This window comes from Patulibacter medicamentivorans (assembly GCF_000240225.1).
GTDB lineage: Bacteria > Actinomycetota > Thermoleophilia > Solirubrobacterales > Solirubrobacteraceae > Patulibacter > Patulibacter medicamentivorans.
In genome coordinates this window covers 1-23,513 of sequence record NZ_AGUD01000196.1, presented here as the reverse complement: position 1 = coordinate 23,513, position 23,513 = coordinate 1, and the positions used below count along the sequence as shown (strand labels likewise).

The following is a 23,513-nucleotide window of genomic DNA, read 5'->3' as shown; positions in this document are numbered from 1 at the left end:
CGCTCGCTCATCGCTTGCCGTCCTTCGCGGGCGGGTCGCCCAGGAGCGCGTCGAGAGCCCGCTTGACCCGGGCCGGGTCGTCTCCCGGCAGAGCCCGCCGCGCGGGCGCGCCGTCCTCGTGACCGCCTGTGGGGTCGGTGTTCTGACGTTCCGCCGCCCTGGCGGCCGCAGCCGGGTCCTCGCCACGTCGAGCCGCGCGCTGGGCGGCACGTTCAGCCTTCATCGATGCCGAGGTCGGCAGCACCGGGACCGGCGGGGCGTCGCGGAGCATCCGCAGGTAGGAGGCGCGAGCGGCCGCACCGTCTTCGTCATCACCGTTGCTCGTCTTGAGCCGCGCAGAGCACGTGTCGGACCCCGACACCTTGTACAGCCGGTCGATGCAGTTGTTGACCAGCAGGCTCGCCCGCATGTAGTGGCTGGTCCCGTCGAACCCGTTGAGCGCGCCGGTGTAGAAGTAGATGAGCTGCATCAGCGACTCGATGCCGCCCGCCCGCTCGAGGCTGCCGAAGAGATCGCTCAGCTCCTTGGCCGCCGGGCGCAGCGGCGTCCCGAGGCCGGCGAAGCGATCGACCAGCGAACGGATCCGCGGGAACGTCGTGCGACCGCGCTCGGCCAGCTTGCCGAGCGAGACGAAGGCCGGCGTCGCGGCCTTCGAGAACGGCCCGAGCCGCTGGATCGCGTCGGTGATCTGCGGCGCGTTGCGCGAGAGGTTGGCGATCGCCGGGTCGGCCTGGTCGATCAGCGCCGAGATCCGCTTGGCCCCCGGCTCGAGCTGGGCCAGGAAGGCCGGCAGCCGCTCGATGTCGCGCTCGAGGTCGTCGCCCCGCTCGGCCGTTGCCGCCGAGACGTCGCCGATCCGGTCGATCGCCCCCGTCAGGTCCTTGCGGCGCTCGGCCAGCGGTCGCAGCACGGCGTCGGAGTCGGCGACCAGGCGATCGAGCGTCTGGTTCTGCCGCGCCAGGACCGAGACCAGCTTGTCGGCCTGCTGCAGCGCGGGGTTGGCCCGGATGATCGCCTTGCGCAGGGTCTCGCCGTTGCCCGCGACGCCGGCGCCGAACTCGGCCACGATCAGCCGCAGCCGCTCGCGCTGGGGCAACTGGTTGATGTTGCCGATCAGGTCGATGCCGACGGCGCTGGTCGTCTGCTCGACCGGCAGCAGGTGCTGGCCCTTGCCGTCGCCGCTCCCGATCGCCGCCAACTTCGGGGGCAGCGGGCGCCCCTCGGCACGCGGCTGGGTCGGCTTGCAGTCGACGTACTGCTCGCCGATCAGCGACTGCAGGCCGATCGCGCAGGTGGCGTCGGCGCGGAACGGGACGAACGCCGGGTCGTCGATCTTCAGCACCGCGACCGCGCGATTCTGCGGGCTCAGCTCGAGCTTCTCGATCGTGCCCGCGAGGACGCCCGCGACCTTCACGTCCTCGCCGGTCACGAGGAAGCTGCCGTTGTCGAACTCGGCGCGCACGCGGTAGGCGCCGTCGTCTCCGCCGTCGCCGCGGACGACCGCGACGCCGATGCCGAGCAGCAGCAGTGCGACGAGCGCGGCCAGCAGCGGCACCAGGGCGCGGCGGTTCGCCTGCTGCGCGGTCGGGAAGGTCCCGTTGCTCATCCGCCGCCGCCGATCCGCTGCGCGGGCGCGCAGTCCGGGTTGGCCAGCGGGCCGTCGTCGACGAACGGCGCAGACCCGTCGGGCGACGCGGCGGCCGTCCCCGGGCAGCGGCGCAGGTTGCCGTTGGTGACGGCGTCGCTCTTGCCGCGATCGGCGAGCGCCTTCGGCTCGAGCATGGTCCCGCCGGCCCCGTCGACCGCCCGGAAGGCGTCGAACAGCGGCAGCGAGCGAACGTAGTGCCCGCGCGCGTCGTAGGTCGCAGCGGCGGCGCCATAGCCCCGGAACCAGCCGACCAGGTCGGGGATGTAGGGCCGGATGAACGAGAAGATCGGGGTGCTGTCCTTCAGCGCGCGGCTGGAGCGCGGAAGCGCCGCGTGGGCCTTGTCGGCCAACGGCGGCAGGTCGCGGAGCGCGTCGAGCCCGTCGTTGCCGGGGCCCGGCCGGTCGACGAGGTCGCGCAGGCGCGTCACCACGGGGACCGCTCGCTCGGTCACCGGACGCAGCTGGCGGAGGAAGTCGGGCAGCTCTCCGCTGGAGAGGTCCGCCGACCGCAGCAGGCCACGCAGGTCCGGGATCGTCGCGCGCAGCTCGGCCAGTCCCGCGCCGCCCTCCCGCAGCGCGGTCGGCAGGTCGCGCAGGACGCCGTTGAGGCCAGCGGTCTCGGAGGCGAGCGCCTCCATCGTCCGCCGCGCGCCGCCGACCAGGCTGGTCAGGCGCTCGGGCTCGCGGGCGAGCGCGCTGGTGGCGCGACCGCTCTGGACCAGGAACTGCTGGAACTGGGCGCTCTCGCCGGTGATCTCCTGGCTCAGGCGGCGCAGGCCACCGAGGGCGGCCGGGAGCATGCGCGCCGACTCGTTGGCGTTCTGCTCGCGCCCTGCGTACCAGTCGGCGAAGCCACCGACCATCCGCTGCAGGCCCTTGCGGGTCTTGCCGTCGAGCGCGTTCAGCAGCGCGTCGATGTCGACGGTCGAGGTGGTCTTGTCGATCGGGATCACGGCGCCGTCGGCAAGCGCCCGGCGGTTGTCGGGGGCCGGCGAGACGTCGACGTAGCGCCCCGCGACGCTGCCGAGGCCGCTGACGCGGATCGTCGCCGTCGAGCCGTCGCGGAGAGGCCCGTAGGCGTCGTCGATCGAGATCCGGACCTGGGCTAGGTCGTCGTCGGTCAGATCGATCGACTGGACCGTGCCGACCTGGACGCCGCCGATCCGCACCGCGCCGCCCTTGACGATCTGGCTGGCGTTGTCGAACACCAGCCGGTACTCGCGCGAGCTGCCGCCACCGAGCAGGACGGCCACCACGATGCCGACGGCGAGGGCGAGCGCGAATGGCGCCAGACGGCGCGCACGCCGGGCGTTGGGGGACATCGACGACAGGGGGTTCTCTCCTCCGAGCGCGCCGAACGGGCGACGCATCGGTCGCGACGACTATACACATGCCCATACCGCCACCGGTGGTTGCGTTTCGGTTGCGCCTCGCCCGTCGGGGCCCAACAGCGCGCTCGCCCAGCCAGAACCGCATCTCGCGCCCGTGTAGAACACCGGTCCAGAATCCGCGACAGGCGATGCCGGTTGGTGTAGGGACACCAGCGGGTCCGCGTGCACGTGCTCGACAGACGAACCTGCGCATAGAGGTCGGCCAGCGTGTACGGTGCGCTGATCGAGGGTCCAGTCGTGGGCGGGCGTCGCTTGTCGCGCCCGGATGGCCGGATCCCAACCGCAACCCCAGGAGAGAGAGTCCATGGCTCATCGCAAGCTCGCCGCCACGGCCGCCGCCCTGCTCGGCCTTGCCGTGGTCGCCGGTCCCGTCGCCGCTCAGACCAGCTCGGGCACGACCATCGAGGTCACCAAGGTGTCGGTGTCGCCGAACAAGGCCGGCACCAAGAAGAAGCCGAAGGCGGTCAAGAAGCTGTCGGTCGCCGCCAAGGTCAACGTGCCGGACGGCCAGAAGCGGCCGGTGATCAACAAGATCTCCGTGCTGTTCCCCAAGGGCTCGGTCTGGAACGGCGCCAAGTACCCGAAGTGCTCGCAGTCGCAGCTGACCTCGACGCAGGAGTTCCCGAAGTCGAAGTGCAGCAAGGCCGTCTTCGGCTCGGGCAAGGCCAACGCGATGGCCGACACGACCCCGACCGTCGCGAAGATCACCGTCGTCAACGGCGGCGCGAAGAACATCTACTTCTACACCGAGCTGGACAACCCGGCCGTCGTGCGCGCCCCCGCCCCGGGCAAGCTGACGAAGAAGTCCGGCAAGTGGGCCTACCAGCTCGACGTCACGATCCCGGACGAGTTGCAGATCGTCGGTGGCGTCCCGATCGCCGTGACCGACCTGGCCGTCAGCGCCGGCAAGGGCAGCATCCTGGCGACGTCGTCCTGCCCGAAGGACAAGAAGTGGCCGTTCGAGGTCACCGCGTACCTCGAGGATCAGGACACCGGCGCGCCGCTCGGCACCACGAAGACGGTGGACAGCACGCCCTGCAAGTAGGGGTATCGCTGACCCGCCTCACCGAGGCGTCTTGGATGGCCGACGGGCCCCTCCCGACTGCGAGGGGCCCGTCGTCGTCTCGGTTCCCGCCGTCCCGTGCGGGGCGGGGGCGGCCAGAGCTAGCGCCCGTCAGCGCACATACGTGGAACGACGAGGCCCGCGACGCACCGCGTCCGCGGGCGATAGATCCGTCGCAGCTCGGCGGAGAGCCGCGTCAGGTTCCGCTCCTCCTGCTCCTCGCGAAGCAACCGGTCGATGCTCGCACGCGCGCTCGTGAATGAGGTTCGACCGGCAGGACGGTCGCGGACGATCTCGATGATCCACCAGGTGTCGAGGACCCGGAACGGCCCGACCGGCCGGTGCAGCGGAGCGGCGAACACGGCCCCGCGGAGTTGAGCGAGGGCGTTCCGGCGGTCGATCGTCATCCATCCCCCGCGGCGTGCCGACGGCTCGATGGAGAAGCGGCGGGCCGCGACGGCCCAGTCGTCCCCTCGGACGGCCGCGGCCGCGCGGTGCGCGGCCTGCAGGTCGCGCACCACGATCGCACGGATATCGCGCGACGCCGGCCGCCCGAAGGCCGCGCGATTGCCCTCGTAGTAGCGGCGGGCAGCCAGCAGGCTCGGCGTTGCCGGCCGCCCGAAGATCATGTGGGCGAGCTTGCGTCCCTGCGCATCGACGAGCGCCCGTTCGCGTCGCCGCCAGGCATCCCCGACCGGACCGCCGGAGGTGGCCATGCGCGCAGCCGCTCTCTTCTCCACGTCACGTCGCTCGGACGGCCTCAGGGCGGCGCCGATCCGCCGCGCGTGCAGCCGAAGCCACGTCGTGCCAATCAGGTAGCGGACCGTCTCGACGCGGGCGAGCCGAACGCGGTCCGCACAACGCGGCGCGCCCGCCTGAGGTGGCCGCCCCGGCATCCTCCGCTCGCAGACCGCAACGGTGCGCGGGCCTCGCCAATCGGCGGTGTCCTGCCAGGCGAGCCCGCCAGAGAACTCGGGAAACCATGCCGAGAACTTCGAGACCGGGATCCGCTGACCGTCGACCGTCGCGATCCGACCTGCGGCGGTCACCGACGATCGATCGCCGGAATCGGTGCACCCAACCGATCCAGCGACAGCGATCAGCGCCGCAAGCGCCAGACCAGTGCGGATCGGTAGCGGAGCACCCGAGCGGCGCCCCGTCACGCAGGGTAGTACTCGTACGAGCCGAACAGATGCAGACTCGAGGTCGAGTTGTTCACGATGGTTGCGTAACTCCGCGGCTTGTCTCCCGAGCCATAGAAGCCGGTGTAGGTGGTCGTGAACGTGCCCTCGTTGAACTGCCACGCGTAGATGCACCCGAAGGTGATGGTGTCCGGGCCGAAGCCATCGGCCTGCCCTTTGCCGCCGACGCAGACCGTCCCCGAGCCGGCGTCGTCGAACGGCAGCGCCTGGACCGCGATATAGCGATAGTCGCGCTTCGGCCCGACGCACCGACCGCCGGGAGCGACGGACGTGTAGGAGCAGAACTCTCCGACAACCGTCGCGCTCGCCGGCGGCGCCGCAGCGCCGGCACCGGCGAGCCCCAATGCCAGACCAGTCGCCAACGAGGCGAGCTTCTTCTTGCTGAGCACATCAAGCATGCGCGCACCGTAGCACCTCAGAGCTATTTACATTTCCAATACGTCGGCGTCCACCTAAGACCTTCTCACGTGTCCATATTCGCCTGTGGTCCACAGGCTCCACCCAGGGGTGAGCACAGCGCATCGACCTAGCCTCGGTCCGCGAGCGGAAGGCCACACCGGTGGCCTGGCCTGCCACTAGACCGGCCCCAGGGTGCCGCGCACGCGCGGGTCACGCTGCCGGCGCGTCCCCCGTCCCTCCCCCACTCGGGGTCAGCCCACCTCACCCCACCAGCCGCCCCAGCGCCTCCCGCAACCCCGCCGGGATCGGCACCGGCCGCCGCGTCTCGCGGTCGACGAAGACGTGGGTGAACGTGCCCTCGGCGACGAGCGTCGCGGCGTCGTCGAAGAGGCCCAGCTCGTAGGTGACGCTGGAGGTGCCGAGCCGGCCGACCCGGACTCCGCAGCGGACGTCGCCGGGGAAGCTGACCGAGGCCAGGAAGCGGCACTGGGACTGGGCGCAGACGCCGATCGCGTCGCCGGTGGCGATCTCGAGCCCGCCCTCGCGGATCAGGAAGCTGTTGATCGCGCTGTCGAAGTACGAGTAGTACTCGACGTTGTTGACGTGGCCGTAGACGTCGTTGTCCTTCCAGCGCGTCGTGATCGTGCTGGCGAAGGGGAAGTCCGCGAGGGTCGGCGGCGCGGCGTCGGGCATCGGCGATTCCTAGCAGGCCCGCGCCGCCGGCGATCGCGGGAGACGGCGCGGCCCGGCGGCGCGGCCGGCCCTCACGCCATCATGCCGACGCCGGCGGGCCGGCGGCCTTCGTCCACTCGGCCTTGTGGAGCTTCTTCATCGCCTGGTAGTCGGACAGCGCCTGCGGCGAGTCGACGTTGCCGAGCGTCGGGTGCCACGGCACCAGCTCCTCGGCGGCCGCGACCCCGAAGCGGTGAGCCAGCACCGAGCCGAGCGACTTGATCTTCATCTCGCCGAAGCCCGGCAGCGCGGCGAGGTTGGCCCGCAGCGCCGCCGCGTCGGCGGCGTCGGTCCAGACCCGCGCGGCGTCGCCGTCGTAGTGGTCGCGGACGTGCGCGGCCATCGCCTGGACCCGTTCGGCCATCGATCCGGGGAAGCGGTGGATCGCCGGCTTCTCCCGGAAGATCGCCTCGAGATCGGCGCTGGCGATCGCGTCCGCGTCGAGCGACCCGAGCCGCTCCCGCAGCACCAGCGGCCCCATGAACGCCTTCTGGACCGTCACCTGCTGGTCGAGCACGAAGCCGACCAGCAGCGCCATCGGATCGGCGGCGATCAGCGCGTTCGCCTCGTCGGACTCCGTGAAGTAGAGGCGATCGGGACCGGACACGAATCGATCGTAGCGGCGGCCGTCGAGCCTGTCAGGCCGGGCGACCGGACCGCGAGACCCGCGCGACGGTCAACCCGGAGCGACCGCCGGCACGGCGACCGGCTCGAGTTCGAAGTCGTGGAGCCGCGGGGCGCTGAGCTCCTGCCGGTGGCGCTTGGGCGCCCACGCCCACAGCTCCGGGATCCCGTCCTCGTCCAGGTACCAGCTGTTGCAGCCGCTCGCCCAGACGGTGCCCGGGATCGCCTCGCGCAGCCGCGCGTTGAAGCGATCGGTCGCGTCCTGGCGCGGCTCGGCGGCCCCGTAGCGGCCGTCGCGCCACAACTCGATCCACTGCACGACGTAGCCGGCCTGCGTCTCGGCGATCTCCGTGAGGCTGTAGTTGCCGACCGGGCTGTGCGGACCCATGAGCATGAAGAAGTTCGGGAACCCGGGCAGCGCGACGGTCATGTAGCCGCGGGGACCGTCCGCCCACGCCTCCCGGAGCGTCAGACCGTCGCGGCCGGTCAGCGTCATCGGCTGGAAGTAGGCGTGCGCGTCGAAGCCGGTGGCGAGCACGAGCACGTCGAGCTCGTGCAGCGTGCCGTCCGCCGTGCGAACGCCCCGGGGCTCGACCCGCTCGATGCCGTCGGTGATCAGGTGGACGTCGTCGCGCTGGATCGCCGGGTAGAAGTCCGACGAGATCACGATCCGCTTGCACATCGGCTCGTAGCCGGGGGTCAGCGCGACGCGCAGGTCCGGGTCGGCCACCTTCTTGCGCAGGTGCCGGCGGCAGATGGCCTGGATCGCGTCACGACGTCGCCCCGGGGCGACGAGCGCCATGGCCACCCAGTCGATCGTGGCCCGGCAGGCGTCGTAGGCGAGCGTGTCGAGCTTCGGGAAGCGGCGGTGGAGCGCGCGCGTGAGCCGCGAGAAGCGCGGGTTGTACATCGGGAAGACCCACTGCGCGGTCCGCTGGAACATCTTCAGGTCGCCCGCGACGCCGCCGAGCGCGCCGACGATCTGGGCACCGGTCGAGCCGGTCCCGATCAGGCCCACGCGCCGGCCGGCGACGGGCACCTCGTGGTCCCAGCGGGCCGAGTGGAAGGCCGCGCCGTCGAAGCTGTCGAGGCCCGGGATGTCCGGGTAGCGCGGCACCCGCAGCAGGCCGCACGCGGAGATCAGGAAGTCCACCTCGATCTCGCGACCGTCGGCGAACGCCACGGTCCACCGCTGGCCCTCGAAGCGCGCGTCTACGACCTCGCTGTTCAGCTCGACGTGCTCGCGCAGGCCGAGCCGGTCGGCGATCCCGTCGAAGTAGCGCCAGATCTCCGCGCCGCCCGAGAACCACCGCGACCAGTCCGGGTTGGGCGCGAACCGGAACTGGTAGAAGCGGGACGGCACGTCGCAGGTGAGGCCCGGGTAGGTGTTGTCGCGCCAGGTGCCACCGAGCTGGGAGCCCTGCTCGTAGATCGTGAAGGTGGTGATGCCCGCCGCCTTGAGCTTGGCCGCCATGCACAAGCCCGACATGGCGCCGCCGATGATCGCGATCGTGGGAGTGCGCTTCATGCTGGACACCGTGTCAGGAGCGTGGCGCGGCGTGAATGACGGGATCGGACGCCGACCTGGTCGAATCGGACATGATGCGCAGCGTGCCCACGCCGAGCTGGGACTTCGTGCGCGCCGGGGCCGGCCTGCGGATGCTGGTCGAGTCGGGGTGCGCCCACGGGCTGACGGTCGAGCAGGTCGTGGCGGGCACCGGACTGACCCACGCCGACGTCGACGACCCCGAGGTCCGGGTCGAGGCGGGACAGGAGATCGCGATCGCGCGCAACCTGATCGCGGCCCTCGGCGACCTCCCGGGACTGGGAGTGGACGCCGGCGTGCGGACGACGATCAGCACGTTCGGCGTGTTCGGCTTCGCGCTGCTGACCTCTGCCACGCTCGGCGACACGCTCGCGATCGCCATGCGGTTCTGGGAGCTCAGCTCCGGCTTCGCACGGGTCAGCCTGGAGCGCGACGGGCGACGCATCCTGCTGCACGCCGACGACGACGAGATCCCCGCCGACGTCCGCGATCTGCTGATCGAGCGCGATCTGGCGGCGATCCTCGTCTTCCTGCGCATGATCCTCGGCGATCCGCGACAGGCGCATCTGCGGCTGCGGACACGGTTGCGCGCGGCGCGCGCGCAGGCGCTCGCCGCAGTCGAGCCCGCCGTGCCGGTCCTCGCCGGCGGACCCTGCAACGTGCTCGAAATGGAAGCCGCCGACCTCGACCTGGCACCGCAGCAGGCCGACGCGGCGACCCGCCGCGCGTGCGAGCAGGAGTGCGTGCGGCTGCTGGACGCGCGCCGGCGCCGCGCGGGGACGTCGGCGCACGTGCGCGCGCTGCTGCTCGAGACCCCCTCGGCGATGCCGACCCTCGCGCGGATCGCAACGCGGCTCAACTTCGACGTCCGCACGTTGCGCCGCCACCTCGCCGCCGAGGGCACGAGCTACCGCGCGCTGCGCCAAGAGGTCGCGATGACGCTCGCGCTGGAGCTGCTGCAGACCGTCGGGCTGCCGGTCTGCGAGGTCGCCGGGCGTGTCGGCTACGCCGATCCTACGGCGTTCACGCACGCGTTCAAGCGCTGGCACGGCCAGCCGCCGAGCGCGGTGCGCATCTCCACGTCCTGAGCGCCGGCGGGCCGGAACCCGGAACGAAAAAACCCCGCCGTAGCGGGGTTCCCCTGAAGGCGGGAGCGACGGGCGTGGGACACGCGTTTGGCGTGGGGTTGAGATTCGGGTCTAGCGTCGCGTCCACGCGCTTGCGCGTGTCGCGCAAAGCTGAAGCCGGCGTGACTGGGATCATGGAGGCGAGGCCGGGGGAAGCGTGGTTGCGGTTGGGCGGCGCTCCGACCGGGACGCAACCCACGGGCGCCCCGCCGACTGCATCACTTGCCGGTGTCCGAATGACCGGATGTCGGTGCCTACCCTGGAGGCAATGCCCATCGACGAACAGGCCGACGAGCCCGAGTCATCTCTGGAGGAGTCCGCATTGCGTACCGACAATCTCGCTGGCGCGCTGACGCCCGCGCTGCAGACGATGATCGGGTTCGTAGAGCGGGCCAAGAACAGGGCGCGCGCGTTTGCCGACAGCTACGAGCGCTGGTCGGAGACCCCGCAGGGCAAGTCGGTCCTCAAGACCGCGGCCGAGATCCACCAGTTCGCGCAGTCCGCGCAGCTCGCGCTCGACCAGAGCGCCGAGCGCGTCCGGACGTGGGCCGAGAGCCCTGCCGGCCAGCGCGTCTTCGACGGCCTGGACGTCATGATGGTCGCCCGCGAGATCGGCGACTTCTACGCGCGCGCCGGGATCTACCGGCCGCTGGACGCGACCTTCCTGCGCGACGTCCTCGAGCAGGTCGAGGCCCACGCCCCGCACGACCTGCGCCGCAGCGTCGACTCCGTCGCCCCGGCCTCTGCGGCATGGACGTGGATCTGTGAGGGCCTGTTGGCGTCCCCGTCGCTGGCACGCTGGAAGGACCAGCTGGCGGAGGCGCTCGACTGCATGGAGGACGAGCGCTGGCACGCATCCGTCTCCACCCTGCTGCCGATCATCGAGGGCGTCATCGCCGAGAAGTCCGGCGTGCTCGAGAACATGCGCGTCGGCCGGCGGCTCGAGCAGCTACTGGACTCCGACCAGGAGGGCACCCCCGACGACCTCATCGTCGGCATGGTCACCTACCCCGCGCTGAAGGTCATCGACGCCGAGATCTTCGCCAAGCGCGGCTTCGCGACCACCGCCCCAGACGACCCCGGCCTCAACCGCCATACCATCCTGCACGGCGTCACCGGCGGCTTCGGCACACGCGAGAACGCCGTCCGCGTGCTGATGGTCATCATCGCGCTAGCCGAGACGTTCGACGGCCCCGTCGGCCTGCGCGCATCGACGCACGAGATGACCGACGCCACCCTCATGCGCGACTTCGGACCGATCGCCAAGGCGCGCCGCCGCGCCGCCACGGGGGCCGCGACAGCGGCCTACCCGACGCGATCAGCAGACTATGCCGGCTCGATGGGTCAGCGCAACGGCGCGGCGATACGTGCGCCTCAGTCCGCCGTCAAATAAGAGATCACCGACTCCCGGCAGTGCCTGCTCGCCGAGTCCGAGTCGACTCCGTGCGTGACCGGACCCGCCGGGCCGACACCGCCCGAAGCGGCGTCAGCCTAGGCGCCGACGGTCTCGCTCTACTCGGGCACAACCGTCAACGTGACCGTCCACTGCGCGTCGCGCGCGGTGCCCGCGCTGGGCACCTCGCTCTCGTCGCGCTCCACGCGCCACTCGGCCACGCGCGCGTTGCCGAGCTCGCCACTGTCGATGTAGTTGGTCAGCAACAGCTTGAGGTTGTCGACCTCCTTGGTCGACGGGACGTCGCTGGCCCGGGCCGGGATGACCTTCGGCAGGACCTCCCAGACCACCGGCTGCATCAGCGTCATCTGCACGCCGTGCCGCCCGCCGCCGCCGAGCGGCACCTGGTCGATGTCGACGAGCGTGATGTCGCCCTCCTCGAAGCCGTGCACCAGCCACAGGCGGTGCAGCGGCCGCTCGTTCAGGAAATCTCTCAGCCGCTTGAGCATCTCCTCGAGGCCAGCGAGCAGCCGCTCCTGAGCCTCGAGCGTGCGCAGCGCCGTGGTGTAGCTCAGGCCGTCCCGCGACGCGATGCGACGCACGTCCTGCTTCCTGCTCCGGTGATTCATCTCAGTCCTCGTTTCTTGCCGGAGTCCCACGCCCTCCAGCCCTGAGGAATGGAAGGTCCTGCACCCGGAGCGAAGCTCTTGCTCGTCGTCACCGGCACCTGTGCGCGTGGGGCACACCGGCTCGGAGGAGGCGCCTGGGCTGTGGCGCTCAGGGAAGCGTAGAGCACCCCGCGGCGTCCCCCGACACCGGCGACGCCGCGGCGCTGGCAGTGAACGCCGGCGCCGCAGTCATCGACGCTCAACGACCTCTACGACAGCCGTGCGTCGGTCCAACTGGGCACGGACGCGCCGACCGCGGCACTCAACGTGTGCGCCGACACAGAGCCACGCGAGCCGATCAGCCCGTGGCCCACGCCGCGCGCGCTCAGTTGCGCGGGATGAGCAGGCGCCCGTCAATCGGCTCGTACTGCACATCGATGTCGGCGAGCATCGCGTCGAGGTTCGCGCGCGGCTCGCTGGTCGCGAACAGCACCTGCTCGCCGTACTCCCGGGCGCGGGCGGCACGCTGAAGGAGCATCTCGAGGCTGCGTTCCTTGGCCGACTGCTGCCTGGGCTCATCGAAGATCAGCAGTCCGGGGTGCGGCGTCGCGACTGTGCGCGACGTCTCGAGCAGCCCGAGCAGGTAGGCCCAAATCAGCCGGATGCCATCGCTGGCGGAGATCTGAAAGCCGAGGTCGACATTGCCGGCCGCCGGCAGGTAGCTGTCACGCGAGATCTCGAGGTCGCCCAGCGGCAGGGACTCCGGGTGGTAGAAGCCCAGCTGGTCGAGAAAGACCTCCTGAAGGCGGGCGATGCGGGCCTCGTCCGCCGGCGTGAACGTGGCCGAGGGCAGCGCGGTCATCTCGGCGCGGTTGGCGGCGGCGCGCGCGGCGACGTCTGTCAGGGTGTCGCGCAGCACCCCAAGCTCGATCTCCGCCGCGGCTAGGCTCTCAATGCGCCGCTCGAGGTTCAAGCGGCGCTGAACGTCGGCCGCCGACGGCACCCCGCGGGCCCGGACGAGGGCGTCGCGGAGCGCGCGTACCTCCGCGCGCGTGTCGGCGATCGCCTGCCGTGCGGCGGTCTGCACCTCGAAGGTCCGCTGGATCTCCGCGGCGGCGCGGTCCTGCGCGGCGCGGACCACCTCCTTCTGCTGCTCGATGTAGGCGATGTTCTGCTCGACGGTCATCGTCGGGCGGTCCAGGGTCCCCAACAGCGTGGGCGGTAGCACCTGATGACAGGTTGGGCAGTCGCGATCGTCGTCGGTCCAGGGCTCGCCGCCGAATCCCTGTAGGCGCTGAGCGTCCTTGTTGCGGACGAGGTCCTCGTCGAGGCGGTCGGTCTGCTCGGCGAGGTCGGCCTGCTCGCGACGGAGGCGCTGCAGGTCGCGTTCGCGCTGACGCACGTCGAACATCGCGTTCTGAAGCTGAGACTCCAGGGTTCGCAAGCGGGCCTCATCGATGGACAGCGTCGCGTCGCTGCGGTCGGTGTCCGCCGCGTCCGAGAGCTGCGCGAGCTCGTTGCGGACCGAGGAGAGTTCCTCGGGGAGCGGTCGCGAGGAGCGCAGGTCGAAGGCTTGCAGCGGCGAGTCGGCGCCGAAGTCGGGGTCGATGTCGGCCGGAGCTTGCAGCCGGATGCCCACTGCCCCCAGCTGGGACTCCGCGGCGCGCACCGTCGCGGTCCAGTCGCGCTTCAGCTCCTCCAGTGCGCGGCGCAGCTCCAGCCGGCGACGCTGGCGTTCGTAGACGGTCAGGCCGAGGATGTACTCGCGGGCGCGCTTGCGCACGTCGGGGATGCCGTAGGTCGGCATCGCCGCTTGGATGCCGCCCCAGCCGCCTCGCTGCTCGACGAACATCAGGGCCATGATCAGCTCCGGGTACAGGCGCCGCTCGGTGCCGTCGGGCATCACGATCACCGGCAGCTCCCAGCCGATGAACTGCTCCAGCCACTGCCCGATCGCCATCTGCCCGACGCCCGACCCCTGGACGCGGGCGAGCATGTCGCGGAAGGTGTCGTCGGGTGTTGGCGCGGTCAGACGCGGCGCATCCCAGGCGCGGATCGTCCGCGTGTCCCCCGTCTGCCGTTTGGCGTAGCGCTCCAGCGTGGCGACCTGCCCGCGGTCGTTCTCGATCTGCAGGGACACCACCGACTCGCTGACGTTGAGCACCCGGCCGTCGGGGGCCTGCAGCTGCTGGGTCATCGCCGCCGTTAGGGGCACCGCGTGGCGCTCGGTGATCAGCCCCTCCATCCCCATCGCGTAGAGGATCGAGTTGATCGCGGTGGTCTTGCCCATCGAGTTCTCGGCGCGCAGGACGATCAGGCCGTCGCCGAAGCGCAGATCGCGCCCGAAGGCCCCGTCCTCGGTGTGCGCGACCAGCCGCAGCGCGCGCAGGCGAAGGCTCACGGGCGGGCCCCCGCCGCCGCCCGGGCCTTGCCCCGGGTGATCTTCCCGGGGATCTCGGCGAGGGCGGCGCGCTCTGCGCGCAGGATGTCTGCGCCGCGGACGGCTTCCAGCGCGTTGCGCCCCGCGGGGGTGAGCTCGACCGTCGCGTTGGTGTTCATCGACAGCAGGCCTTCACCGATCGCGCGGTCGACGGCGCGGTTGAGCGCCGGGTCGACCCGGACGGCCGACAGCGCCACGTCGCGGGAGTCGTCGCCGGCGAGTCGGCGACGCGCGTCGGGATCGGCCAGGGCGGTGTCGATGGCGTGCAACTGCAGCAGCGTGGCCTTTGCGCCGTGGCACTTGTCGATCATTTCCAGCAGCAGCGCGACGCGGTGTGCCGGGCGCAGGCGCGGCGACACCGGTGCCGGCCGGGGAGTGAAGATCAGACGTCCGGTGTCGGGGGTGCTCACGGTGCGTACTCCAGGGGGCAGCGCATCAGCCAGTCCGCGACGATGTTCCCCGCGATGCTCTGCACGTCGGCGTCGTCAATGGCCGAGATGTCGCGGTGGATCGCCTCCGCGAGCGAGCTGGTCAGCTCCATCAGATCGTCGAGCGGCTCCGAGGCGTCGGTGCGCAGCGCGAGGTGCTTCTCGCGGCCCGCGACGATCCGGGTGATGCGGTCGTGGTAGTCGGGGCTGATCTCGTCCAGGCGCAGCAGGATGCCGTTGCCGTCGACGTAGTTGCGCACCAGCATCTGCCGCCAGGTGTCGGCACGCCCCGCATCCGCGGCGAGGCGCGGGATCACGTCGAGCTTGCGGACGAGCGTCTCGACCAGCGCCGCGTTCGGCGCAAACGCCGCAGCGGGCGCGAGTTCGATGACCGGGCGCATCGCGCCGCGAAGCGCCTCCCACTCCTCTTTGAGGAAGTCGATGTCGTTGACGGTGATCGCGAACGACGGCGCGATCCACGGGAGGCCCCAGCCGCGTGCGAGGTCGGACTTGGTCTTGGCGTGCGGAAGCAGCTCCTTGTCGTCGAACCGCGGGACGAGGAAGACGTAGCTGTCGACCTGCATGTCGAGCACCGCCTCCAACACCGTGGTGTTGCGCTGCAGCTTGGGCACGTCGGCGGTCAGCTTGGCCTTCTGCTTGGTCGTGCGGTCCTGGTTTGAGACCGAGTCGTCGGCGTAGCACTGCACGACGATGCCCTGCTGTCGGACGAACCCCTCGAGTCCCCAGTCGCCGCGGTTCTTCGCAGGGATCTTCTGCCACGCCGCGCCGAACTTGCGACTCAGCGCCTGCCGGCAGAACTCCTCCCACTCGTTGCCCTCGAAGTCGAGCGCCTGGTCACCGCGTGACATGACACGCATGAGCGTATGCAACACCGCCCAGCGCCGCACCGCCTGCACCCCAGCTTCCACAGAATCACCCGGGGCAGGCGACCACGACGGCAGGGCCGGCCAAGCGCAGCGCCCGGGGCGCGACGGTTGCTCGCGCTCGCGCTCAACGCGCGCGAGCACCTCGGAGCAGGCCATCCCGAACTGGTCGGCGATCAGCAGACAAAGTGCTGACCGTCGGGTCAACCCGGCCGGCCCCATCTCGACGATGCTGTTGCGCGACAGCGCGGCGCCGTTGTCCAGCTCTGCCTGCTTGAGGTTGGCCTACTTGCGCAGGTTGCGAACGACCGCGCCGACTGAGGCGGGCTGGGTTTGACGGAGACCTGGATCTACCCCTGGATTGATGGAGTCGCGGATCTACCCCTGGGAGTTCGGCGTCGACCGGCGCCAGACGAAACACGGGCACCGCCGTCCACGACAGCGCCCGGCGTAGCCCGTGGCATCCCATGACGCCACGTCACGTACAGGCCCAAATTGGGGCGGCATGTGCATTGGACCAAGCCGAGACTCGCTGGTGAAGGGCAGTCGTCTTGAGGTCTGCACACGAGAACGCGGCGCGCGCCGCGGCCTCCACAGCATCAGGGCTCATCGAGGTACCCCAGTGGCGGAGAAGCGCGGCGACCGCAGTCGCAACGTCGTGCCCGCACGAGAAGTCGCGCAACGCAGGGCGGTTGGCCATCTCGGTTTGCACATGCCGTTCGACGACTGCGGCAGTGACTTTGGCGTCACCTGATCGGCTGATCGTGATCCGCGCGAGGAGTGGGATGTCAAGTTCATCCTTGCTCGCGGTCATCGCCGCGTGAACCGGAAATCGCTGGCAGTTCACGCCGTGACCGTGGCGGTCGCTGAAGTACCGCACAAGGCCTATCGGGCCCGCGAGGCGGATCACGATGGCTTCGACGGTCGAGCTTCCGCACTGCGCGAGATGTGCATGACGTGAGTCACGATCAGAATGAGCCGTCACCACGCGCTCGAGGACGCTCCCGCTGAAGAAGACAGTCGAGTCGAGGTCGTAGTCGTCCGTGTACACGACATTGGCCGCGGCTGAGGGTTGGTCGAGCATTCCGACCCAGTCGCGGTCAAGAACCGCGAGCACGCGACCGAAGCTCCGCGCCTCCAGCAGATTGATGGCCTCGTCGGCCTTGTCCTTCCCGTGCGCCGGGAACGTGACCGCGAGCGCCTCGTTGATGTGCGGGTCGAGCGCCTGTGCGTCCGTCGGGCCCTCGACGATGACGAACGTCCGACGATCGGTCGATCGAAGCATGCTCAACCAGTTGGCGAGGTCGTGGCCGGTGAGGATGCCCTGCATGCTCAGGCGTCAGTCGGCCGCTCAAGGCCGTGTGGTGGGGTGTCGTACAAGGCCTTGGCTCTATGCCACCATTTGTGAATCACCTGCGGGGAGTGCGTGGCGATCATGAATCGGAGAGACTGAAGTTCCGATACGCGGGTTAGGTCGTTGAGAAACTCCTGCTGCCACGAAACGTGCAGCGATATCTCAGGCTCGTCGATGAGCACGAGGCTCCCAGACGAGACGTTGAACAGCAGGTCGTAGGCAAGTACGAGTTCATGCTGCTCACCCGACGAGAGAGAAGCCGGACCGATCTCCTTGAGGTCGTCGGTGACAAAGTGGAATCCGCGCTCTCGATCGATCCTCAGGTCCTTGAAGAGAAAGCGCGCGTTGACGATCTCGCTGAACAACTGAAGTCGCTGTAGCAAAGGGACGAACGTGGCCAGCTTTTCGTCCGTGTCCTCAAGGTAGATCCACAGGAATCGGCGCTCCCACGCCTCCAATTCGCGGTCAGGTAGCGGCAGGTCGGCTTCAGCTGCGTCGATCAGCGACACGGCCGTAAGCCGGTCCCGAAGTGCGCCCTGCTCCCTGTATCGGTCGCGGATCTGCTCGTCGGTTACCTCCGGATCTTGCGCGGTCATGACGCGCCTCGGGAAGCTGCGGTCAAGACGCTGGGTCGTGGTTGAGTTTCGCGCCAGAGCGTCGCTAATCCGGCTTTTCATGTCGGCGGAATACCGGACGACGGTCATCGGCGAGGGCGCTCGCCGCCCCTGCGCCGAGCGATCTACCCGAGGCGCCAACAGGCGCTGTGTCTCAATGAGATGTACGGGATTCGCGTCGACGAGGGCTTGATACTGCTCTGGGAGAGAGCCGCGGATTCGACCGAAGAAGTCATCAGGAAACATACCTCCGTAGCGGTGCACTACCTCGGGTAGCGAGATGTTGTCGCCGAGTTCGAAGTCGTACCAGAGCTCCGGCCCAATTCTGTCTAGAGGCAACTCCCTCTCGATCATGCGCAGCCGCGACTCGGGGACCGTCGCCTCCGGCCCCATATCGAATTCGATATCGCCGAGCGGCCCGGATACCGCGATGTGCAGGCGCGGAAGATCAGGCGCCTCCTCCATACCGGGAAGCGCTTGTTGGCCGGACTTCACTACGCGCAGCGACGTCCCGTCGTCGTATTTCAGCTCTGCGGTATCGAAGGGCAGGCGAAACACGCGATGGAGCCGGCCTCCACACAGCGAGTAGACCAGTTCGAGGAGTTTTGTCTTCCCGATTCCGTTTGGGCCATGAACGATCACGAAGTCCCAATCGGCGTCGAACTGAATCTCGTGGTCAAACCGGCCGAGGAGTCCCTCAACCTCCACGGAGGTCAGTTGCGGCATCCCGCTCCCAAGATTGAAGTGACGAGCGACCCGACTCTATCTCGGACGCTGGCCGATCCGTCCAGGTTTGCCGTCGGGTTGCTGGGCGCGGCGGTCCAGGCGCTGTCTGCGACGCGCCGCTGTGAGGCCGTCGCTCCATCGCGCGCGTGCGAGGGGACATCAGCACCGACAGCGCAAGGCGTACGAGCGACGCCGCTCGCTACCACCGCACACCCGTCCGACAACGGATCAGCTTCTCGTGCCAGAGAAGGCGGTATGAGGCACCTCCACGTTACTCAACGCCAACCGCACGGTCGGCGCTGTTCGCTCTCCGGTTCGCGCCGTGGGTCGATCCCCGGTTCGCGGTTCGGTTCGCCCGTGTGTTCGTCGCCGGGCGTGGCGCAATCTGCGCCAGGGCGCGTGTTCATCGGCTCGTTCGCGCCGTTGACGGCGGCGACATCTATCTACCGACAACTCTCCCCCTGCGAACCGCGCTCGCCTGCGCTCTTCCCAGGTCGGGGGCGGCTATGACGGTCGCGGCGGCCCAGGTGCGCAGGCTCAGCGCGACGGCGGTGGAGATCCTGGAGAGCTTGTACCAGCACCGGCTGCTGTCGACCGCGCAGGTGCATGAACTGCACACGCCCGATACCTCGCTGCGGTGGTGCCAGCGCCTGCTCTTCGACACCGAGCAGGCCGGGTTGACCGAGAGCGTTCGGCGGCCCGGCGGCGAGAAGCTGCACTTCCTCACCGCGCGCGGCGCCGATGCCGTCGAGACGATCCCCAGCCGCGGGGAGCTGCGGCGCAAGCTCGTGCGTCGTGAGCAGGCGGCCGGTCCGTTGCAGCAGCACACGCTGGCTGTCAACGATGTCGGGCTGGCGTTCGTGCGCAACGCGCGCCGGCACGACGATGACTGCCCGCCGCTTGCCTGGCGGCATGAGATCGCGCACCCGATCGGCGGCGGGGCGCAGCGCGGCAAGGGCGAGCTGCTGATCGCCGACGCGGTGCTCACCTACACCACCGTGACCGCTGGCCGGGTGACCGTCGACTACCGCTTCATCGAGCTGGACCGCGGCACGATGGCCACGGACGCGCTGGCGCAGAAGCTCGTGCGCTACTCGCGGCTGCTCGACTATCGCGGTGCGAAGGCGGCGCCCGGCGAGCAGCCGCTGTGGCGGCGCCATTTTCCGGTGTTCCCGCACGTCCTGGTCGTGCTTGCGCACCGCCCGCGGGGCCAGCTGCGGCGGCGCGGCCACCGGGCGCTGGCGCTCGCGCGCTCCTTCGAGGGCGACCGGCTGGCCGGGCTGGTCTCCTGCTGCCTGCTGGAGGATCTGCTCGCCGACGGCCCAGAGGCGCCGATCTTCACGCCGATCGAGGACCCCGGCAGCCAGCGGGCCTGGGTGCGGCCCAGGGACGACGAGGAGCCAGAGAGTTGAGAACCTCGCCCGATCCAGCTAGAGCTGCTGCATGCGATCGCCAGCGCCGTCGCGCCGACCCGCAACGCCGACGGCTCGTCACCGAGCGGAGGCCCTGCGATGACCGACCTGCAGCGAGCACCACTGACTTCGCCGCCTGGTTTTCCGACTGGTGGCTCAGACGCGGACGCGAGCGCTGTGACCGGTAGCGCCCGGGCCGCGGCGTACGTCCGCGAGTCCACCGAGGAGCAGGACGAGGGCTTCTCACCCGACGCCCAGCGCCAGGCAATCCGGACCTTCGCCGCCGAGAATGGCCTGGCGATCGTCGAGGAGTACGCCGACTTCCACTCGGGCTGGCGCAAGTCCGAGTCGCGGCCGCAGTTTCAGCGGCTGATGGCCGACGCTGCCGAGCGGGCCTTCGATGTCGTCCTCGTCTACCACACGTCGCGCTTCGCCCGGAACCAGGCCGAGGCCCGCCGCTACAAGCAGCTCCTGCGAGAGACGCTCGACATCCGCGTGGTCTCGGTCACCCAGCCGATGGGCGACGACCCGACCGACCCGTCGACGTTCCTGGCCGAGTCCATCCACGAGATGTTCGACGAGTACTACTCGGTGTCGCTGTCGTTCTGGACGCGCACCGGGCTTCGGGAGAAGGCCCGCCAGGGCCACCTCGTCGGCCAGCTGCCCTGGGGCTACGTCCGCGGCGAGGACGGGATCGCCACGGCCGATCCCGAGCGCGCGCCGCTGGTCCGCGAGATGTACGAGCGCTACGCGACCGGGCAGGAGTCCGACCGGACGATCGCCGAGTGGCTCAACGCCCGCGGCGCGCGCACCGCCCGCGGCCGCGCCTTCGGCAAGGACACGGTCCGCGAGATGCTCGTCAACGCCTCCTACGCCGGCTATGTCACCGGCCTGCGCGACAAGGACCGCACGGTGCGCGGGCTGCACGAGCCGATCATCACCGACGAGCTGTTCGACCAGGTCCAGCAGGTCCGCGGCTGGCGCGCCCGCGTCGTCAAGGCCGGCCGGCCATCACCGGGCTACGTGCTGCGCAAGCTGCTGCACTGCGAGCGCTGCGGCCAGCGCATGCACGGCACCCGCGGCAGCCGCGGCGGCATCCGCCGCTACCAGTGCTCGACCCGCCGCCACGGCGGCGAGTGCAGCCAGCCGATCAGCCAGGCCGAGCCGCTGGAGGAGCAGCTCGTCTCCTGGCTGGCCGACTTCCGGCCGGACACCCAGCTCCAGGCCGCCGCGCTCGACGCGATCGCCACGCAGGCCGCTACGACCAACGGCAATGACCCCGCTCGCCGCCGCGAGCTGACCGGCCAGCTCGAACGCCTCCAGGACCTCTACGTCCTCGGCGACCTCTCCCGCGACCGCTACGTCCTCAAGCGCCAAGCCCTCGAAGAGGAGCTGCAACGCCTCGGACCACCGACCGACCCGCGCCTCGACCAGGCGGCCGAACTGCTCAACGACTTCGCCCGCTTCTGGGAGATCGAGCCCGATCCCACCGAGCGGCGCAAGCTGCTGGCCACGCTCTTCGATCGCGTCTGGCAGGACGACGGCACGATCGTCGCTGTCCGCCCACACGCCGCATACCTGCCGTACTTCACGACGAAGGCCCAAGAACAAGAACACCCCGCACGAAGGCGGGGTGACAATGACGGGAGCGACGGGACTCGAACCCGCGACCTCCGGCGTGACAGGCCGGCGCTCTAACCAACTGAGCTACGCCCCCTGGGGGCTGAGAAGTATGCACGAATCGACCGGGCGACGTCAGCCGGCCCCGCGGATGCCGCCGGAGCGGGTTCCTCAGCCTGCGCCGTAGGGATCTCCGCGTCCGATCCGCGTCCGCAGCAGCGGGACCGCGAGCAGCGCGCGCCGCAGTCGCTCGACCGGGCGCGGGGGCAGCAGCGCGTCGGCCTCCGCCAGGACCGCGCGGGCGCGCTCGTGCGCGCCGACCCGCGCGAGGCCGGTGGCCATGCCGCGCAGGTCGGCGGCCGTGGCGCGACGGACGACGGGCGCCTGGACCTGCTCGGCGTGCGCGCGGTGAACCCGCAGCAGCGACTCCGCGAGCGTGATCAGGTCATGGGTCAGGCCGCCCGGATGACGGCGGTAGCGGACCGTGGCGCCGAGCACCGCGACGAGGTCCGATCCAGCCTCGAGCAGCCTCAGCCACAGGTCGAGGTCCTCGGCCTGTGGCAGCTCCTCGTCGAAGCCCCCGACCGCCTCGAGCGCAGCGCGGCGGACGACCGTCGCCGAGGTGCAGAGTGGATGGCGCTCGTAGACCAGCGGCAGCACCAGGAACGAGCGGTGCGCGCCGGGGTGGAGCGCGTTCCACCGCTCGCCGGTCGGCCGGTCGTCGGGGCCGACGATCGTCGTGTCGCCGGTCAGGATCGACGCCTCGGGATGGCGCTGGATCGCGCGGGCGTGGGCGGCCAGGTGCCCCGGATCCCAGACGTCGTCGTGATCGCAGAAGGCGACGAAGTCGACGTCCTCGGGCAGGGCGGCGACGCCGGCGTTGCGCGCCGCTCCCGGTCCCCGCGAGCGATCGAGCCGCAGCAGCTGGACCCGCCCGACGTGATCGGGATGGAGCGCGACCGGACGCGTCGAGCCGTCGTCGACGACCACCACGGCGGCGGCCGGGCGGGTCTGGGCCAGAACCGCGTCGAGCGTCTGGATCAGGTACGGACTGAACCCGCGAACGGGGAGGACGACGCCGGCACGCACGGCGCCCGAGCCTATCCGGCCACGACCTCGATCGGTGACGGCTGCGTCCGACCCGCCTTCCCGGTAGCGTTCGCCTCCCGTGGTGGCGCCCGACGACACCGAGCCGCAGCGCAGCGTCCCCGCCCCTGCGGAGGACCATCGCCCGGAGCCCACGCCGGCTCCGGAGCCGCCGACGCCTCAGGCGCCGGGCGACGCCCTGCGGGCAGTGGCAGATCCGCCGGCCGAGGCGCCGGCCCCGGAGGGCCCGTCCGGCGACGCCGACGCGAGCGCTCCGTCGGCCGCGCCCGAGTCCGCGCCCGTCGAGGTCGCTCCCGCCGAAGACGCAGGCACGCCGGCCGAGGTCGACCAGCAGCAGGCCGACGGCAGCGAACAGGTCGACGGCAGCGAGCAGGCCGACGGCAGCGAGGACCAGCCCAAGGGCGAGGGTCGCCGCGGCAAGCGCCGCCCCCGCCGCCGGCGCCAGCAGTTCCAGGGTCCCCGGCGGTTCGCCTGGGACGAGATCTTCCTGCGCCAGCGGCTCGAGCTGCTGCGAGCGATGGACCCCGATCCAGAGGCGATCGCGTGGGCGGTCGACGCCGCCGGGCGCTTCGTCGTCGCGGACATCCTCGCCGGCGAGGGCTCCTCGGGACGCGAGTTCGGGCGGCGCGCCTACCGCGCCGAGCCCGAGACCGACGACCAGGCCGCCTGGATCATCCTCGCGGCCGTCCGCGCCCGCGACATCCTGCCGATCGCCCGCACCGCCGTCGCCGGCACCAGCGACCAGCGCGAGCAGGTCCGCGCCGCCGCCGAGCGGCTCGGCGTCGCGCGCGTCAACACCGCGCTCCAGGGCGACCGCCCGACCCAGCAGGTGTTCGCCGAGCGCGCCCGCCGCGTCGACGTCAGCGGCGAGGGCGGCGAGGACCAGAAGGCCGCCTGGGCGCTGCTCTCGCTCGCCCGGACCCAGGACGTGCGCTCGGCGATGGCGCCGCCCCGCGATCAGCGGCCCGACCGTGGCCGCCGCGGGCCCGGTGGCGACGACCGCCGCGAGCGTCGCCGCCGCGAGCCGGGGATCCCCGGCGGCGTCTACTCGCTCGGCGAGTCCGGCATCGGCGGCGAGCTGGGCGCCAAGCTGCGCGCCGCGCTCGCCGAGGCCGAGGCCGCCCAGGCACCCGATCCCGAGTCGCAGGTCGAGGCGTCCGAGGTCGAGACGCCCGCCCCCGTCGCCGAGCCGACC

19 protein-coding genes, 1 tRNA gene and 2 pseudogenes are annotated in these 23,513 nt (G+C 70.7%); 6 read left to right on the top strand and 16 right to left on the bottom strand.

The annotated features are described in order from the left end of the window. Positions 1-7: 7 nt before the first annotated feature. Complete coding sequence (locus tag PAI11_RS11940; RefSeq protein ID WP_007574902.1) at positions 8-1,606, bottom strand: MlaD family protein; 1,599 nt, start codon at positions 1,604-1,606, stop codon at positions 8-10. Then, a complete protein-coding gene (locus PAI11_RS11935) occupies positions 1,603-3,018 on the bottom strand; it encodes an MlaD family protein (protein WP_007574899.1) in 1,416 nt (471 codons plus the stop codon). The genes PAI11_RS11940 and PAI11_RS11935 overlap by 4 nt, the downstream gene beginning before the upstream one ends. Before the next feature lie 325 nt (positions 3,019-3,343). Between PAI11_RS11935 and PAI11_RS11930 the strand changes: the two genes are divergently transcribed. Then, the gene (locus PAI11_RS11930) at positions 3,344-4,084 is read left to right on the top strand and encodes a hypothetical protein (RefSeq protein WP_007574897.1); all 741 of its coding nucleotides are present in this window, start codon (positions 3,344-3,346) and stop codon (positions 4,082-4,084) included. A gap of 119 nt (positions 4,085-4,203) precedes the next feature. Here PAI11_RS11930 and PAI11_RS11925 read toward each other — a convergent pair whose 3' ends face one another. The 5 genes from PAI11_RS11925 to PAI11_RS11905 form a co-directional block, all read right to left on the bottom strand. After that, entirely contained in the window at positions 4,204-5,151 is a 948-nt protein-coding gene (locus PAI11_RS11925; RefSeq protein ID WP_040600009.1) for a peptidylprolyl isomerase, read from the bottom strand. A 110-nt stretch (positions 5,152-5,261) separates the two neighbouring features. After that, positions 5,262-5,702 carry a hypothetical protein gene (locus tag PAI11_RS11920; RefSeq protein WP_040600007.1) on the bottom strand — a complete coding sequence of 147 codons (441 nt, stop codon included), beginning with the start codon at positions 5,700-5,702 and terminating at the stop codon, positions 5,262-5,264. A gap of 262 nt (positions 5,703-5,964) precedes the next feature. Beyond that, positions 5,965-6,396, bottom strand: a complete 432-nt coding sequence (locus PAI11_RS11915; RefSeq protein WP_007574893.1) for an acyl-CoA thioesterase — start codon at positions 6,394-6,396, stop codon at positions 5,965-5,967. 79 nt (positions 6,397-6,475) lie between these two features. Then, the gene (locus PAI11_RS11910; protein ID WP_007574892.1) at positions 6,476-7,042 is read right to left on the bottom strand and encodes an HhH-GPD-type base excision DNA repair protein; all 567 of its coding nucleotides are present in this window, start codon (positions 7,040-7,042) and stop codon (positions 6,476-6,478) included. 69 nt (positions 7,043-7,111) lie between these two features. After that, positions 7,112-8,587, bottom strand: a complete 1,476-nt coding sequence (locus PAI11_RS11905; protein ID WP_007574891.1) for a flavin-containing monooxygenase — start codon at positions 8,585-8,587, stop codon at positions 7,112-7,114. A gap of 83 nt (positions 8,588-8,670) precedes the next feature. Between PAI11_RS11905 and PAI11_RS11900 the strand changes: the two genes are divergently transcribed. After that, positions 8,671-9,693 carry an AraC family transcriptional regulator gene (locus tag PAI11_RS11900; protein ID WP_170320722.1) on the top strand — a complete coding sequence of 341 codons (1,023 nt, stop codon included), beginning with the start codon at positions 8,671-8,673 and terminating at the stop codon, positions 9,691-9,693. A gap of 307 nt (positions 9,694-10,000) precedes the next feature. Next, positions 10,001-11,125, top strand: a complete 1,125-nt coding sequence (locus PAI11_RS11895; protein ID WP_170320721.1) for a hypothetical protein — start codon at positions 10,001-10,003, stop codon at positions 11,123-11,125. A gap of 119 nt (positions 11,126-11,244) precedes the next feature. Here the strand turns inward: PAI11_RS11895 and PAI11_RS11890 are convergent, their stop codons facing one another. The 6 genes from PAI11_RS11890 to PAI11_RS11865 form a co-directional block, all read right to left on the bottom strand. Further along, positions 11,245-11,727 (bottom strand): hypothetical protein, encoded by a 483-nt coding sequence (locus tag PAI11_RS11890; RefSeq protein ID WP_007574888.1) that lies wholly within the window; start codon positions 11,725-11,727, stop codon positions 11,245-11,247. Between the two features lie 391 nt (positions 11,728-12,118). Continuing rightward, entirely contained in the window at positions 12,119-14,134 is a 2,016-nt protein-coding gene (locus PAI11_RS11885; RefSeq protein ID WP_007574886.1) for a coiled-coil domain-containing protein, read from the bottom strand. Next, entirely contained in the window at positions 14,131-14,583 is a 453-nt protein-coding gene (locus PAI11_RS11880; RefSeq protein WP_138974272.1) for a hypothetical protein, read from the bottom strand. The genes PAI11_RS11885 and PAI11_RS11880 overlap by 4 nt, the downstream gene beginning before the upstream one ends. Further along, entirely contained in the window at positions 14,580-15,644 is a 1,065-nt protein-coding gene (locus PAI11_RS11875) for a hypothetical protein (protein ID WP_138974270.1), read from the bottom strand. Before PAI11_RS11875 ends, PAI11_RS11880 begins: the two co-directional genes overlap by 4 nt. 319 nt (positions 15,645-15,963) lie before the next feature. Further along, positions 15,964-16,815, bottom strand: a complete 852-nt coding sequence (locus PAI11_RS11870; protein WP_040600001.1) for a hypothetical protein — start codon at positions 16,813-16,815, stop codon at positions 15,964-15,966. Between the two features lie 2 nt (positions 16,816-16,817). Continuing rightward, positions 16,818-18,179: an AAA family ATPase gene (locus tag PAI11_RS11865; protein ID WP_040599999.1), complete on the bottom strand. Its 1,362-nt coding sequence runs from the start codon at positions 18,177-18,179 to the stop codon at positions 16,818-16,820. Positions 18,180-18,685: 506 nt separating this feature from the next. On the opposite strand from PAI11_RS11865, the gene PAI11_RS11860 reads away from it, so the two are divergent. Both PAI11_RS11860 and PAI11_RS28480 read left to right on the top strand, forming a co-directional pair. After that, positions 18,686-19,591 (top strand): replication-relaxation family protein, encoded by a 906-nt coding sequence (locus PAI11_RS11860; protein WP_050897220.1) that lies wholly within the window; start codon positions 18,686-18,688, stop codon positions 19,589-19,591. A 99-nt stretch (positions 19,592-19,690) separates the two neighbouring features. Beyond that, positions 19,691-20,719, top strand: a pseudogene (locus PAI11_RS28480) (recombinase family protein); the annotation flags it as partial. Here the strand turns inward: PAI11_RS28480 and PAI11_RS28135 are convergent. The 3 genes from PAI11_RS28135 to PAI11_RS11845 all read right to left on the bottom strand — a co-directional run bounded on the left by PAI11_RS28135 (position 20,603) and on the right by PAI11_RS11845 (position 22,300). Then, positions 20,603-21,160 (bottom strand): hypothetical protein, encoded by a 558-nt coding sequence (locus tag PAI11_RS28135; protein WP_040599998.1) that lies wholly within the window; start codon positions 21,158-21,160, stop codon positions 20,603-20,605. The pseudogene PAI11_RS28480 and the gene PAI11_RS28135 overlap by 117 nt on opposite strands. Before the next feature lie 74 nt (positions 21,161-21,234). Beyond that, a tRNA-Asp gene (locus PAI11_RS11850) sits at positions 21,235-21,308 on the bottom strand. Between the two features lie 74 nt (positions 21,309-21,382). Further along, positions 21,383-22,300: a glycosyltransferase family 2 protein gene (locus tag PAI11_RS11845; RefSeq protein ID WP_007574877.1), complete on the bottom strand. Its 918-nt coding sequence runs from the start codon at positions 22,298-22,300 to the stop codon at positions 21,383-21,385. 205 nt (positions 22,301-22,505) lie between these two features. On the opposite strand from PAI11_RS11845, the pseudogene PAI11_RS11840 reads away from it, so the two are divergent. Next, positions 22,506-23,513, top strand: a pseudogene (locus PAI11_RS11840) (hypothetical protein); the annotation flags it as partial.

What these genes read in the sequence shown, in the direction of transcription:
- PAI11_RS11940 (WP_007574902.1), bottom strand. Translation starts at nt 1,606, where the DNA reads ATGAGCAACGGGACCTTCCCGACCGCGCAGCAGGCGAACCGCCGCGCC.
- PAI11_RS11935 (WP_007574899.1), bottom strand. Translation starts at nt 3,018, where the DNA reads ATGCGTCGCCCGTTCGGCGCGCTCGGAGGAGAGAACCCCCTGTCGTCG.
- PAI11_RS11930 (WP_007574897.1), top strand. Translation starts at nt 3,344, where the DNA reads ATGGCTCATCGCAAGCTCGCCGCCACGGCCGCCGCCCTGCTCGGCCTT.
- PAI11_RS11920 (WP_040600007.1), bottom strand. Translation starts at nt 5,702, where the DNA reads ATGCTTGATGTGCTCAGCAAGAAGAAGCTCGCCTCGTTGGCGACTGGT.
- PAI11_RS11915 (WP_007574893.1), bottom strand. Translation starts at nt 6,396, where the DNA reads ATGCCCGACGCCGCGCCGCCGACCCTCGCGGACTTCCCCTTCGCCAGC.
- PAI11_RS11905 (WP_007574891.1), bottom strand. Translation starts at nt 8,587, where the DNA reads ATGAAGCGCACTCCCACGATCGCGATCATCGGCGGCGCCATGTCGGGC.
- PAI11_RS11895 (WP_170320721.1), top strand. Translation starts at nt 10,001, where the DNA reads ATGCCCATCGACGAACAGGCCGACGAGCCCGAGTCATCTCTGGAGGAG.
- PAI11_RS11875 (WP_138974270.1), bottom strand. Translation starts at nt 15,644, where the DNA reads ATGGCCTGCTCCGAGGTGCTCGCGCGCGTTGAGCGCGAGCGCGAGCAA.
- PAI11_RS11870 (WP_040600001.1), bottom strand. Translation starts at nt 16,815, where the DNA reads ATGCAGGGCATCCTCACCGGCCACGACCTCGCCAACTGGTTGAGCATG.
- PAI11_RS11865 (WP_040599999.1), bottom strand. Translation starts at nt 18,179, where the DNA reads ATGCCGCAACTGACCTCCGTGGAGGTTGAGGGACTCCTCGGCCGGTTT.
- PAI11_RS11860 (WP_050897220.1), top strand. Translation starts at nt 18,686, where the DNA reads ATGACGGTCGCGGCGGCCCAGGTGCGCAGGCTCAGCGCGACGGCGGTG.